Origin of the sequence: Nonomuraea sp. NPDC049486, from assembly GCF_040676925.1 — a bacterium.
GTDB classification, from domain to species: Bacteria; Actinomycetota; Actinomycetes; order Streptosporangiales; family Streptosporangiaceae; genus Nonomuraea; species Nonomuraea ferruginea.
Window position 1 is genome coordinate 210987 of the sequence record NZ_JBFAPV010000003.1, and the last position, 13447, is coordinate 224433.

At 70.3% G+C, this 13447-nt stretch carries 11 protein-coding genes; 6 read left to right on the forward strand and 5 right to left on the reverse strand.

The window, feature by feature from the left end; translation table 11 throughout:
- The first annotated feature begins 673 nt into the window (after positions 1 to 673).
- The 4 genes from recX (at position 674) to rny (ending at position 5097) form a co-directional block, all read left to right on the forward strand.
- Positions 674 to 1150: a recombination regulator RecX gene (gene recX / locus AB0K05_RS09855; RefSeq protein WP_333485739.1), complete on the forward strand. Its 477-nt coding sequence runs from the start codon at positions 674 to 676 to the stop codon at positions 1148 to 1150.
- Positions 1151 to 1381: 231 nt separating this feature from the next.
- Entirely contained in the window at positions 1382 to 1882 is a 501-nt protein-coding gene (locus AB0K05_RS09860) for a SigE family RNA polymerase sigma factor (protein ID WP_364228238.1), read from the forward strand.
- A complete protein-coding gene (locus tag AB0K05_RS09865; protein ID WP_364228240.1) occupies positions 1879 to 3177 on the forward strand; it encodes a hypothetical protein in 1299 nt (432 codons plus the stop codon). The genes AB0K05_RS09860 and AB0K05_RS09865 overlap by 4 nt, the downstream gene beginning before the upstream one ends.
- Positions 3178 to 3480: 303 nt before the next feature.
- Positions 3481 to 5097, forward strand: coding sequence for a ribonuclease Y (gene rny, locus AB0K05_RS09870; RefSeq protein ID WP_148033542.1), 1617 nt, complete (start codon positions 3481 to 3483; stop codon positions 5095 to 5097).
- A gap of 4 nt (positions 5098 to 5101) precedes the next feature.
- Here rny and AB0K05_RS09875 read toward each other — a convergent pair whose 3' ends face one another.
- The 5 genes from AB0K05_RS09875 to AB0K05_RS09895 are packed head-to-tail and all read right to left on the reverse strand — an operon-like array spanning position 5102 to position 10261.
- A complete protein-coding gene (locus AB0K05_RS09875) occupies positions 5102 to 6949 on the reverse strand; it encodes a prolyl oligopeptidase family serine peptidase (protein ID WP_364228243.1) in 1848 nt (615 codons plus the stop codon).
- Between the two features lie 36 nt (positions 6950 to 6985).
- Positions 6986 to 7879, reverse strand: coding sequence for an amino acid ABC transporter permease (locus AB0K05_RS09880; protein WP_219544158.1), 894 nt, complete (start codon positions 7877 to 7879; stop codon positions 6986 to 6988).
- Positions 7876 to 8544, reverse strand: coding sequence for an amino acid ABC transporter permease (locus AB0K05_RS09885; RefSeq protein WP_219544157.1), 669 nt, complete (start codon positions 8542 to 8544; stop codon positions 7876 to 7878). Before AB0K05_RS09885 ends, AB0K05_RS09880 begins: the two co-directional genes overlap by 4 nt.
- A 58-nt stretch (positions 8545 to 8602) precedes the next feature.
- Positions 8603 to 9487: a glutamate ABC transporter substrate-binding protein gene (locus AB0K05_RS09890; RefSeq protein ID WP_148033538.1), complete on the reverse strand. Its 885-nt coding sequence runs from the start codon at positions 9485 to 9487 to the stop codon at positions 8603 to 8605.
- A gap of 18 nt (positions 9488 to 9505) precedes the next feature.
- Positions 9506 to 10261 carry an amino acid ABC transporter ATP-binding protein gene (locus AB0K05_RS09895; protein WP_148033537.1) on the reverse strand — a complete coding sequence of 252 codons (756 nt, stop codon included), beginning with the start codon at positions 10259 to 10261 and terminating at the stop codon, positions 9506 to 9508.
- A gap of 137 nt (positions 10262 to 10398) precedes the next feature.
- On the opposite strand from AB0K05_RS09895, the gene miaB reads away from it, so the two are divergent.
- The gene (gene miaB / locus AB0K05_RS09900) at positions 10399 to 11883 is read left to right on the forward strand and encodes a tRNA (N6-isopentenyl adenosine(37)-C2)-methylthiotransferase MiaB (RefSeq protein ID WP_364228246.1); all 1485 of its coding nucleotides are present in this window, start codon (positions 10399 to 10401) and stop codon (positions 11881 to 11883) included.
- A gap of 898 nt (positions 11884 to 12781) precedes the next feature.
- Positions 12782 to 13369, forward strand: coding sequence for a hypothetical protein (locus AB0K05_RS09905; protein WP_148033535.1), 588 nt, complete (start codon positions 12782 to 12784; stop codon positions 13367 to 13369).
- Positions 13370 to 13447 lie beyond the last annotated feature (78 nt).

A 13447-nucleotide genomic window follows, 5' to 3' on the forward strand; every position in this document is an offset into this window, starting at 1 on the left:
GCCTGACGGAGGTGGGGAGTCCTCTCTTACTCCCGACGCTGCCCTCGATGAGCAGGACGGTGGCGCGGCGGCTTCCCACTCCGCGTCCGATGGGATGCCAGGCCGTGGCACGGCGTCAGCTGAGCCGCTGGGCAGTGGTGCGATTCCGTCGGGGGATGCATCTGGTGAGGCGTTGAGCGGTGGTGCGGGCCCGCTGGAGGATGCCTCCGGTGAGGCGACGGGCGGCGGTGCAGTTGTGTCGGGGGATGCATCTGGTGAGGCGTTGAGCGGTGGTGCGGGCCCGCTGGAGGATGCCTCCGGTGAGGTGCCGGATGGTGGTGCGGCGTCGGTAGGGGATGGTGAGGTGCCGGGCGGCGCGGTGCCGGCGGATGGGGGAACCAGGGCTCCGGGCGGGGCATCGGACGGAGGGACCTGGGCTTCTGCGGGGGTGTCGGACGCAGGGACCGGGACTTCTGCCGGGGTGTCGGACGCAGGGACCGGAACTCGTGTGGGGGAGTCGGCTGCGGGCACGGAGTTCTGGGCGACGCCGGGGGTGGAGCCGGGTTCCGGGGAGAAGGCGAAGAAGGGGCGTAAGGGGAGGCGGTCCGGACGGAAGGCCGGGCGGGGATGGCCGGCTGATGGGCCGGATGCCGGTTCGGGAGCGGCAGCGGCGCCGCCGGCCGATCCTGAGGCGGTGGCGCGGGCGATCTGCCTGCGGCTGCTCACCATGGCGCCCAAGACGCGGGCGCAACTGGCCGAGGCGATGCGGAAGCGGGAGGTGCCCGACGAGGTGGCGGAGTCGGTGCTCGACCGGTTCACCGAGCTGGGGCTCATCAACGACGAGGCGTTCGCCGAGGCCTGGGTCGACTCCCGGCACCATGGCCGGGGCCTGGCCAAGCGGGCTCTGGCCAACGAGTTGCGGCATCGCGGGGTCGACCAGGAGACGGTGAAGGACGCCGTCGAGCGGCTCGATCCGGATCAGGAGGAGGAGACCGCCCGCCGCCTCGTGGAGCGGAAGCTGCCCTCCACTCGCTCCCTGGACTCCAAGGTCCGCACTCGCCGCCTGGCCGGCATGCTCGCGAGAAAGGGCTACCCGCCAGGGCTGTCGTTCCGGGTGATCCGGGAGGCTCTGGAGCAGGAGGGCGTCGAGGTCGAGGACGAGTACCCGTAGTTCTGCCGATGGTGTGTCGAGGTCGCGTACTCGCGGTCATCGCGGCAGGCGACCTCGGCGAGGGCGGTCTCCGGCGCTGGTACAGGTCCTGGGGCGGGTTCTTGCGCGGGCCCGAGCGTCCGACGTAGCGGTTCAACGAGTTCACCGGTACCGAGCGTCCGACGTCGCGGTTCAACGAATTCACCTGTGTGGCCGTCTGGAGAGGGAGGCTACGAAGAAGGTGAAGATCATTTGGACGACGAGTCGTGGTTCGCGGAGTTCGTCGCCGAGCGGGCCGACGCGTTGCTGCGTTACGGGTACGTGCTCAGCGGCAACCCGCACGATGCGGCCGACCTGACGCAGGAGGCCCTCATCAGGCTGCACCGGGCCTGGCCGAGGGTGCGGCGGAAGCAGGACCCGGAGAGCTACACGCGGGTGATCATGGCCAGGCTGCACATCAGCGTCTGGCGGTTACGCCGCAGGGAGCGGCTGGCGTGGGATCCGCCGGAGGAGTCGTACGTGGACGCGCCACCGTCCGATGGCGAGTACGGGCTGTGGCGGGCGCTGGAAGGGCTGCCGCGTAAGCAGCGGGTGGTGCTGGTGCTGCGTTACTACGAGCAGCTGACCGACGCGGAGATCGCCCGGGTGCTGGGGATCTCGCAGGGGACGGTGCGTAGTCACGCCTCGCTCGGCTTGGGCAAGTTGCGGGCCGTCGTGGCCCGATCCGCATCGGCGAACGGGAGGTCGTCATGAGCACGGAGCTGGAGGACGGCCTCCGCCGGGCGCTGGGGAAGGCCGCGGAGCGCGCGCCGCGGGCGCCGTCCGATCTGTCGGGGCGGATGGTGACGCGGTCGCGGAAGCGGCGGGCGCGCGGGCAGGCGCTGATCGCGGCCGTGGCGGTGGTGGTGATCGCTGGCGGTGTCGGGGCGGTGGTTCGGGGCGCCGGGAACGACTCCGGCCCGGCATCGGGGCGGTCCGAGATCGAGATCCCGAGGGATGCGAGGGAGCCCGAGACGACGCCGGGCGGGCCGTTCCAGACGGACCAGCCAGGGGAGCCCGAGGCGACGTCCGGCGGGCCGCCGCAGGGAGATCGGCAGCCGCCGGCGAAGATCCCGCCCGCCCTGGAGAAGGTCTGGCCGGAGGCGGTGTGGCGGATCCCGGACAAGCTTCCGAACGGCCGCGAGTTCCACCCGCAGGCGTTCATCGACGACCGCACCCTCCTGGTGGAGACCTGGGCCGGTCACGAGCAGGCCAACGCGATCTACGCCTACGACGTCGAGACCCGGAAGACCCGCAAGATCACTACCATCCGCACCTCCATGGGCAAGTACGCCGACGGCTTCCAGGTGGTCGGCGACCGCGTCTACTTCGAGGCGTTCGGCGACAACGGCGCCTCCCGGTTCTGGTGGGTGCCCCTCCGAGGCGGCGAGCCGCGGGAGATCCGCATGACGGAGACGATCCGCGGCCGGTCCGACGTCTTCGCCGTGGACGGTGACCGACTGGCCTTCTCACTGGTAGAGGACGGCGGCGTCTACACCGTCCCCGTCAAGGGCGGCGCCCCCACGCCGGTGCCGGGAGCGGAGCGGCACCACATCCTGCGCTGGCCGTGGGTGGGTACGCCGGGCGAGTACACGCCGGACAACGAGCCCAGCTTCCAGCGGCTGCTCAACGCCGAGACAGGCGAGGCGAGCACGGCCGTCGTCCATCCGGGCGAGCAGTATGTCCGTTGCGGGCTGACCCATTGCGCGGGCATCCGACAGGACCGCAGCGGCTTCCACCGGATGCGCGACGGCTCGGAAGAACTCGACCTGCCACCGGGGGCCCACGCGGAGCTGGCCGCCGACCGGTTCACGACCGGACGCCTGGACCGGTTCACGGACGGGCAGGTCATGTACGACGTGCGGACGGGCAGGTCGGCGCACCTGGAGCACTCGCCCGGCAAGGAGGGCGGCGCCGCCGTCGTCCGGCTCAGGTCCGCCCAGGGCCCGCTCGTCGTTCACCGGTTGCCCGGCGAATATCAGATCATCAACCTGGACAGGATCGGCTGACGAGGGAAGACGGAGGTGGCAGGTAAGACACGCTTGGTGAGTCGTTTGCTTGCTCGTGACCTGTTCGACGCATAACCTCGACGGCAGTGAGGAGTTACTCCGCGCAGTGCGGATTGCCATACCGGTGAACGACATACGAGCGAGTTTGGTTGATCGAGGCGGACGAGGTGCCGGCTGTTGCGGTCGGCACGAGGTCGGCCTGTGCTTGATAGCTGTCCCGGGGCTTTCCGTGCCGCGCCCGTGACCCTCCCGTGCGAGGGCCGCGTTTGTGGGTGTTGACGACGCGAGGAGGGCGGGGCGTACATGGGGCCGCTTGTCGTAGTGCTGTCGGTGGCGGTGCTCGTACTGACCTGCGGGATGATGGCAGCCCTCTTCATCGTCGTCAGGCGCACCTCGGGCGGTGTCCCGAGAGGCGCCAAGCCCTCTCCGGAGCAGTTGGAGGCCGTTCACGACGAGCTGGAGCAGGCTCGTACGGAGGCGGGCCAGATCCGCGACAGGGCCGAGTCCGACGCCGAGGAGATCCTGCGCAGGTCCGAGGCGGCGGCGGAGAGCGCGGCGCAGATGCGGCGGGAGGTCGAGGAGGAGAGCCGGATCCTGAAGTCGGAGCTCAAGGAGCTCCGCACCGACCTGGAGCGCAGGGAGCAGCGGCTGGCCGAGCGGGAGCAGCGGCTCGACGAGGAGGCCAGGCGGCAGGCCGAGCGCGACCGCAAGCTCGCCGAGACGGAGATCGAGCTGGCCGACCGGCGGGCCGAGCTGCTGAAGGTGGAGGAGGAACGGCGGGTCATCCTGGAACGGGTGGCCGGGCTGACCGGCGAGCAGGCCAGGGCCGAGCTGGTGCGCGACATCGAACACCAGGCCAAGCGCGAGGCGGCGCTGATCGTACGGGAGATCGAGGGCGAGGCGCGCCGCGAGGGCGAGAAGCGCGCCACCAAGATCGTGACGCTGGCGGTGCAGCGGATGGCGACCGAGCAGACCGCGGAGTCGGTCGTCAGCGTGCTGCACCTGCCGGGCGACGAGATGAAGGGCCGCATCATCGGCCGTGAGGGCCGCAACATCCGGGCGTTCGAGTCGACCACCGGCGTCAACCTGATCATCGACGACACTCCTGAAGCGGTGCTTCTGTCGTGTTTCGATCCGGTTCGCAGGGAGACGGCGCGGCTCACGCTGGAGAAGCTGGTGCTCGACGGGCGCATCCACCCGCAGCGCATCGAGGAGGCGCACGACCGCAGCCGCGCCGAGGTGCAGGAGCTGTGCGCCCGCGCCGGCGAGGACGCGCTGGTCGAGCTGGGCCTCACCGACATGCACCCGGAGCTGGTGCTGCTGCTCGGCCAGCTCCGCTACCGCACCTCCTACGGACAGAACGTGCTCAAGCACCTCATCGAGTCCGCCCACATCGCCGGCATCATGGCCGCCGAGCTCAAGCTCGACCAGACGCTGATGAAGCGCTGCGCGCTGCTGCACGACATCGGCAAGGCGCTCACCCACGAGGTGGAGGGCAGCCACGCGCTGATCGGCGCGGAGATCGCGCGCCGCTACGGCGAGCAGGAGGACGTGGTGCACGCCATCGAGGCGCACCACAACGAGGTGGAGGTGCGCACCGTCGAGGCGGTGCTCACCCAGGCGGCCGACGCCATCAGCGGCAGCCGTCCCGGCGCCCGCCGCGAGTCGCTGGAGGCGTACGTGAAGCGGCTGGAGCGGCTGGAGGAGATCGCGCAGTCCTACGACGGCGTGGAGAAGGTCTTCGCCATGCAGGCCGGGCGGGAGATCCGGGTGATGGTCAAGCCGGACGCGATCGACGACATCCAGGCGCAGGTGATCGCCCGCGACGTGGCCAAGCAGGTGGAGGAGGAGCTCACCTATCCGGGGCAGATCCGGATCACGGTGGTGCGGGAGTCGCGGGCGACCGAGTTCGCGCGCTGACCTCTCACCGGAAGATCTGCTGGTAGAAGGCGAGCTCGGCGGCGAGCGCGGTGGAGCGGGTCTCGGTGCGGCGGAAGCCGTGCGCCTCGCCGTCGAAGGCCAGGTAGGTGCAGGGGATGCCGCGTTCCGACAGCGTCTCCGCGAAGGCGGCCGACTGCTCCGGCGGCACCACCGGGTCGTCGAGCCCCTGGAGCAGCAGCATCGGGCAGGAGACGCCGCCGGCCAGGGCGAGCGGTTCGCGTTCGGCGTACAGCTGGGGGTCCTCGGGGCCGACGAGCCACTCCACATAGCGGGATTCGAAGTCGTGGGTGTGCGCGTTGAGCGGGCCCAGGGCGCTCACCCCGTAGTACGAGACGCCGCCGGCGAACGCGCCGGACCGGCAGCAGGCCGCCATCACGGTCCAGCCGCCCGCGCTGCCGCCCCTGACGGCGATCCGGCCGGGGTCGGCGTGCCCTTCGGCGGCCAGCCAGCGGGCGGCGGCGACGGTGTCGGCGACGTCCGCCAGCCCCCACTGCCCCTTCAGCGACTCGCGGTAGGCGCGGCCGTAGCCGGTGGAGCCGCCGTAGTTGACGTCGAGCACGCCGATGCCGCGCGAGGTCAGGAACGCCTTGCCGAGGTCGAGCGCGGTGGTGGCGTGCGCGGTCGGCCCGCCGTGCACGAAGATCACGTACGGGTGAGGTCCGTCGGCGGCGTGGTCCGGATGCGCGGGCGGATACAGGAACGCGTGCACCTCCCGGCCGTCCTCGCCCGGCAGCGTCACCGCCCGAGGCTCCGGCAGGTAGGCCGGGTCGGGCAGCCCGCCGGGGTCAGCCGCCAGCACCTCGATCCCGCCGGGGGTTCCGATGGCCGTGGTCACCCGGGTCACGGACATCGGGGTCGCCGGGCCGTACCCGATGCCGAGGACGGAGGCGCCGTCGGCGGCCAGCGTCGGCGCCCACCCCGGGAACGGGGTGTCCAGGTCGGTGAGGACGCCCGTGAGCGGGTCGAGCACGCCGAGCCGCAGGTCGCCGCGCCCGTGCAGGACGGTGAGCCGGCCGTCGGCGAGGACCGCGTACGGGAGGCCGCCCAGATACCACAGCGGCCAGGCGAACTCCTCCTCGCGCGGGCAGAGCGGCTCCGGCTCGCCGCCGCCGATGTCGGCCGCGTACAGGTTCCACCAGCCGGAGCGGTCGGAGATCAGGTAGAGACGGCCGTCGTCGCGCCACTGGGGCGCCAGGACGGACTCGGAGGGGCCACCGGCCACGGTCCACGTCTCGCCGTCGGACAGGCGGGTGACGCGCAGCTCGGTGCCGTGCCACGGCATCCGGGGATGGTTCCAGCACACGTACGCGAGCAGCCGGCCGTCGGGGGAGAGCGTGGGGAAGGCGTAGAAGTCGTGGCCCGTGACCTGCTCGGCGGCCTCGCCCCCGGCCACCGGGACGGACACGATCGACCGTGAGACCTTGCCGCCGTCGAGGTGGCGTTCGCGGACGCACCACACCTGGTCGTCGCGGACCATCAGGTCGGCGTAGCGGTCGCCCTCGGCAGTGAGCGGCCTGATCTCGCCCGACCGGTCGAGGGTGTGGAGCCGCTGGTCGGTCAGCTCGGTGAAGACGACGTCGCCGCCGGGCGTGACGGCGTAGGGGCGGCCGCCGTACTCGTGCACGCGGGTGCGGGCGTTCCACGGCGGCGGCAGCAGCTCGGTCCGGGCGCCGTCGGCGGTGAGGCGCACGATCGTGGTGCGCCCGCCCTCGCCGGGGCGGTCCTCCGTCCACCAGGCGGCGCCGCCGGACACGACGGGCCAGGCCGGACGAACCGCCGCCCGGGCGACGTCGGAGGTGGAGATGGGTGAGGGCCACAGAGCGGCGGGCATACCCGCATCCTGCCGGAAATCCCCGCCGCTCGTGAGTCAGTCGGTGCTGTCGAGCCCGCCGCCGGAGCGCAGGCCGATCGCCTCCGCGCCGGGGGGCGCCACCGGGGGCGCCGCCGTCTTGCGGCTGCGCCTGCTGCGGCGTTCCAGCCAGTGGGCCAGGTAGCTGAGCGCCATGTTGAGCCCGACGTAGATGATGCCGATGACGATGGCCGCCGGGATCAGCGAGCCGAAGAACACCGCCGGCAGGATCTTGAAGCCGGTGTTGAGCAGGTCGACGTAGGCGATGATGTAGCCGAGCGCGGTGTCCTTGAGCAGCACCACGAGCTGGCTGACGATCGCCGGCATCATGGCCGTGACCGCCTGCGGCAGCAGCACCAGCCGCATCACCTGGTTCTTGCGCATGCCGACCGCGTACGCGGCCTCCGCCTGGCCCTTCGGCACCGAGAGCACGCCGGCCCGGACGACCTCGGCCAGCACCGACCCGTTGTAGAGGGTCAGGCCGAGCACCACGGCCATGAACGCGTAGTCGCCGCCGCCCATCACGGTCGGCGCCAGGTAGAAGATGAAGAAGATCAGCAGCAGCAGCGGGATGGCCCGGAAGACCTCGACCACCAGCCCGGCCGGGATCCGGATCCAGGCGTGGTCGGACAACCGCGCCAGACCGAAGATCGCGCCGAACGCGAGCGCGAGCACCGCGGCCAGCGCGGCGGCCCGCAGCGTGCCGGCCAGGCCGGGCAGGATCCACGTCTGCCAGGTGTAGGGGTCGAGGAACGGCTCCCAGATCTTCCCCTCGAACTGGCCCTTGGCGTCGAAGCCCAGATAGACCCAGTAGGCGATGCCGCCCACGACCAGCACGCTGACCGCGGTGAGCAGGTGGTTGCGCACCCGCCCGCGCGGGCCCGGGGTGTCGAACAGGACGGAAAGGTTCATCGGGCCACCGCCAGACGTCGGGACAACCAACCGGTGAAGTAGCCGATGGGCATGGTCAGGGCCATGAACGCGATGACGATCCCGATGAAGATGGGGATCGACGCGCCGGTGGTGTCGAAGACCTCCTTCATGGTGGCGGCCGCGTCGGCGAGGTAGCCGCCGGCCGTCGCGACCGTGGTGTTCTTGATCATGGCGATCATCACGCTGCCCAGCGGGGCGATGACGGCCCGGAACGCCTGCGGCAGGATGATCAGCCGCAGGGACTGGAAGAACGACAACCCGATCGACCGCGCCGCCTCGGCCTGGCCCAGGGGCACCGTGTTGATGCCGGCCCGCAGCGCCTCGCACACGAACGACGCGGTGTAGAACGACAGGCCCATCGCGACGATCCAGAACGAGTTGACGCTCGGCTCCTGGGAGAACACCAGGCCGAGCTGGTCGCTCAGGCCCAGCGCGGAGAACGCCAGCACCAGCGTCAGCGGCGTGTTGCGCACCACGTTGACGTAGACGGTGGCGGCCGCACGCAGCACCGGCGTCGGCGAGACCCGCATCCCCACGAGGATCGTGCCCAGGATGAGGGAGGCGACCGCGGCCACGAGGGAGAGCTTGACGTTCTCCAGGAAGCCTTCCGCGAGGACGGGCGCGTACTTGATTAGTTCGTCCATCGTGCTCCACCGCATAGGAGGGCGGCGGCCGGGATCCCGGCCGCCGCCTACGACATGATCAGGCGCAACCCTCGGCCGGCGGTGCCTCGGTCGAGAGCGGCAGGCCCTCGATGCCGCCGAACCACTTGTCCAGCATGGTCTTCATCTGGCCGTTGTCCCACAGCGTCTTGATCGCGGTGTTGACGGCCTCGCAGGTCGCGGTGTCGCCCTTCTTCAGGCCGACGCCGTACTTCTCGTCGGTGAAGCCCTGGCCCAGCACCTTGAAGTTGCCGCCCGCCTGCTTGGCGAAGCCCGCCAGGATCAGGTCGTCGGTGGTGACGGCGTCGAGGTTGCTGCCGTTGAGCTTCTGCACGCACTCCGAGTAGTTCGCCGCGTCGACGGTGGTGGCGTCGATGTCGAGCTCGCCGTCCGGCGGCGGGTCGGTGATGCGCTTGTAGGAGTTGGAGCCCGCGGCCTTGCAGATGCGCTTGCCCTTGAGGTCCTGCGGGGTGTTGATCGACGTGTCGTCCTTGCGCACCATGATGTCCTGGTGCGAGATCACGTACGGGCCGCCGAAGGTGACCTTGCCCTTGCGCTCCTCGGTGATCGAGTAGGTGGCGAAGATGATGTCGACGGTGCCGTTCTGCAGGAACGGCTCGCGGTTGGACGAGGCCGACTCCTTCCACTCGACCTTGACGTCGGTGCCGCCGTTGAGCTCCTTGAGCACGGCCTTGGCAACGTCGACGTCAAAGCCCTCCGGCTCGGGCCCGGTCTTCAGACCCAGGCTCGGCTGGTCCCACTTGGTGCCGACGACCACGGTGCCGCCACCCTTGATCTTGTCGATCACGGTGGCGTAGGAGCCGCCGCCGTCGCCGCCGCCTCCAGCGTCATCGCCGCCGCAAGCGGTCAGCGCGCCCGCCATGGCGAACGCGGCGAGCACCGCTCCCATTCGACGCATGTGCATGTGTACCTGCCTCGTTAGTCAGTGCGTGAGGATCTTCGAAAGGAAGTCACGCGCCCGGTCGGTCTGCGCGTTGGTGAAGAACTCGTCAGGGGTGTTCTCCTCGACGACCTGCCCGTCGGCCATGAACACGACCCGGTTGGCGGCCCTGCGGGCGAAGCCCATCTCGTGGGTGACGACCATCATCGTCATCCCGTCACGCGCCAGCCCGATCATGACGTCGAGCACCTCCTGCACCATCTCGGGGTCCAGCGCGGAGGTCGGCTCGTCGAACAGGATCATCTTCGGGTCCATGGCCAGCGCCCTGGCGATGGCGACGCGCTGCTGCTGGCCGCCGGAGAGCTGGGCGGGATACTTGTCCGCCTGGGCCGCGATGCCGACCCGCTCCAGCAGCTCCATGGCGCGCTTGTCGGCGGCGTCCTTGGCCTGGCGGCGGACCTTGACCGGGCCCAGCGTCACGTTCTCCCGGATGGTCTTGTGGGCGAACAGGTTGAACGACTGGAACACCATCCCGACGTCGGAGCGCAACCTGGCCAGCGCCTTGCCCTCCGCCGGCAGCACCTGGCCGTCGAAGACGATCCTGCCGTCGTCGATCGTCTCCAGCCGGTTGATCGTCCGGCAGAGCGTCGACTTGCCGCCGCCGGACGGGCCGATGACGACCAGGACCTCGCCACGTGAGACGGTCAAGTTGATGTCCTTCAGGACGTGCAGCGCCCCGAAGTGCTTGTTGACGTGCTCCATCTGCACGAGTGGAGTGGCGTCCCCGTTCTCCGTCATGGACCCAAACGGTAGAGGCACGAAGGACGCTGGTCACTAACCAGGCGGTACCGATCCGATCACATCAGGCAGTCAAGCTGGTCTTTTGAAAGCGTACGGCTGGCGCAGGGCTCATAACGACTACCCTTGTTCATGCCATGACTGTGACCCAGGAGAGCCCCCGCACGTACGAGGTCCGCACGTACGGGTGCCAGATGAACGTGCACGACTCCGAGCGGCTGTCCGGCCTGCTGGAAGGCGCCGGCTACATCGCCGTGACCGAAGGCGAGACCGCCGACGTCGTCGTCTTCAACACCTGTGCCGTCCGCGAGAACGCCGACAACCGCCTCTACGGCAACCTCGGCCATCTGCGGCCCGCCAAGGTCCGCAACCCGCGCATGCAGATCGCCGTCGGCGGCTGCCTCGCGCAGAAGGACCAGGGCGAGATCGTCCGCAAGGCGCCCTGGGTCGACGTGGTGTTCGGCACCCACAACATCGGCTCCCTGCCCGTGCTGCTGGAGCGCGCCCGCATCGAGGGCGAGGCGCAGGTCGAGCTGAAGGAGTCGCTGGAGGTCTTCCCCTCCACGCTCCCCACCAGGCGCGAGTCCGCCTACGCCGCCTGGGTGGCCATCTCGGTCGGCTGCAACAACACCTGCACCTTCTGCATCGTGCCGTCGCTGCGCGGCAAGGAGAAGGACCGCCGGCCCGGCGACGTCCTCGCCGAGGTGCGCACCCTCGTCGACCAGGGCGTCCTCGAAGTCACCCTGCTCGGCCAGAACGTCAACACCTACGGGGTCGAGTTCGGCGACCGGCTCGCCTTCGGCAAGCTGCTGCGCGCCTGCGGCGACGTCGAGGGCCTTGAGCGGGTCCGGTTCACCTCGCCGCATCCGGCCGCGTTCACCGACGACGTCATCGCCGCCATGGCCGAGACGCCCAACGTCATGCACCAGCTCCACATGCCGCTCCAGTCGGGCTCCGACCGGGTGCTCAAGGCCATGCGCCGCTCCTACCGCGCCGAGCGCTACCTCGGCATCATCGAGCGGGTCCGCGCCGCCATGCCCGACGCGGCCATCTCCACCGACATCATCGTCGGCTTCCCCGGCGAGACCGAGGACGACTTCCAGGCGACCCTCGACGTCGTACGGGAGAGCCGCTTCGCCAACGCCTTCACCTTCCAGTACTCGATCAGGCCGGGCACCCCCGCCGCCACCATGGACGACCAGATCCCCAAGGAGGTCGTCCAGGAGCGCTATGAGCGGCTGGTCGCCCTCCAGGAGGAGATCTCCTGGGCGGAGAACAAGAAGCAGGTCGGCCGCACGCTGGAGATCCTGGTCGCCGAGGGCGAAGGCCGCAAGGACGAGGCCACCCGCCGCCTTTCCGGCCGCGCGGCCGACAACCGCCTGGTCCACTTCGCCGTGGGCGAGGAGACGCCGCGTCCGGGTGACATGGTCACGGTCGAGGTCACGTACGCGGCCCCGCACCACCTGGTCGCCGACGGGGCGGTCCGCGAACTGCGCCGCACGCGTGCGGGTGACGCCTGGCAGGCGCGTGTGTCTCCCCAGCCGTCCGGAGTGCTCCTCGGTATGCCTACCATCGGCCGGCCGGCGACTTCTCCTTCTTCTTCGGGCTGTTCCGCTCGCTGATCGTCGGGTGGGCTTGGCTCGGGTGGGTCGCGCCGTAAAAGATCAAGATCTTAAGGGCTTTTTGGGGAAACCCCTCGGGCTGGGCGCCGATAGCAAGCCTTCGGCCTGCTCTGCCCGCCGTAGTCCTGAGTTGTGGGTCCCGCCGTGGTGATCAATTTCCTAGGCTCTTGAGGGCCTCGTAGCAGGCTGCGCGGCGGAAGTCGTGGAAGGTTGCGCAGGGGTCGGGGGCGGGGAGTCCTGGTGGGGTCTGGGCCTTGGGCTGGGGCTCGGGGGTGGGTGAGGGGGCGGTGGTGAGTGTGACCGCCTCGCCGGTGCTGGTGTTGTCGTTCGGTGTGTGGGTGCTGGAACGTTCCCGGGGTTCGGGGCGGTGGGTGCGGGGTTGGGCACGGGGGCCTTGGTGATCTCGGGTGGGGGGCTGGCGTTCTGGGACGTCTGCCGGACGCCTGGTGGCGTCTCCTGGGCGGGACGAGGGTGTTGCCCTTGGTGGGGGGATCGGGTGGAGCCAGGGGGTTTCGGTGGTGATGCTCGTCGCCGGTGCGGGGGGTTCCGGGCTGGCTGAATGGGGCGGTGGAATGGACGTCCACGTGGGTGGGGGCGTGCGGCGGGATTGATCGAAAAGCGGGCTTTCCTGATCGATTTCGGGGGCCGATTTGCGAGGGTGCATTCGCGGGCCGGTGAACGCGAGGAGAATTCCCGCCGTGGCGATGGCCAGGACGGCGGTGACCGCGGCGACGGGGGCGAGGCGGTGGCGTCGACCTGGGCGAATAGGACCTTGGGGGGACAAGTCGTGATTCCTTTGTGATTGTTGCGCGAGCATTCGGCTGTTGCGGCTAGTGTGGTCCATCGCCCGCGGAAGCCGGAGAGCTTTCCCGATACGACCGCAGGGAGCTGTAACACCATGCAAGATCCGACCGAGCCGGATCGTCTTGAGATCCTCAACGGGCCAGGCGAGGGCCGCCGGGCCGCCAGGAACAGGCCGAGCAAGAAGAAAAAGATCACCGTCATCGCCGCGTCCGTACTCGTGGCGGCGATGGCCGTGGGCGGCGTCGGCTACGCGCTGACCGCCGGGTCCGGAGAGACGGGCACGCCCACCCAGCAGAGCCGGCAGGCGGGGCCCGAGCAGGGCGCCGGCGAGACCGGCAGCGAGGGCGAGCCGCTGCAGGACGAGGCGGCCGCCGACGAGGCCACCATGGGCGACGCCGACACCGGCCTGCCCGAGGAGGAGGCCGCCGAGATGGGCGACGCCTCCGTTGGCGACACATCGGGCGACACGTCGGGCGACACCCGCGACACCCGCGCCGGCTCGTCGGACAAGAGCACCGCGAGCAAGGGCGACGGCGCCAAGCAGGAAACCGCCGCGAAGCAGGGCGACAGCGGCAAGAAGCCCACGACCGCGGCCAAGCCGCCGCCCTCCGACGAGGGCGACAACCCGGCGGACGGCCCAGCCGGCACCGTCGGCGGCCAGTGCGCCAAGAGCGGCTGCTGACACCACGAGCACGGTGGCGCGGGACGCGGCCGTTCACCCTCCGGACGCACCCCGCACCTTCTGAGAAACATGAAGTGG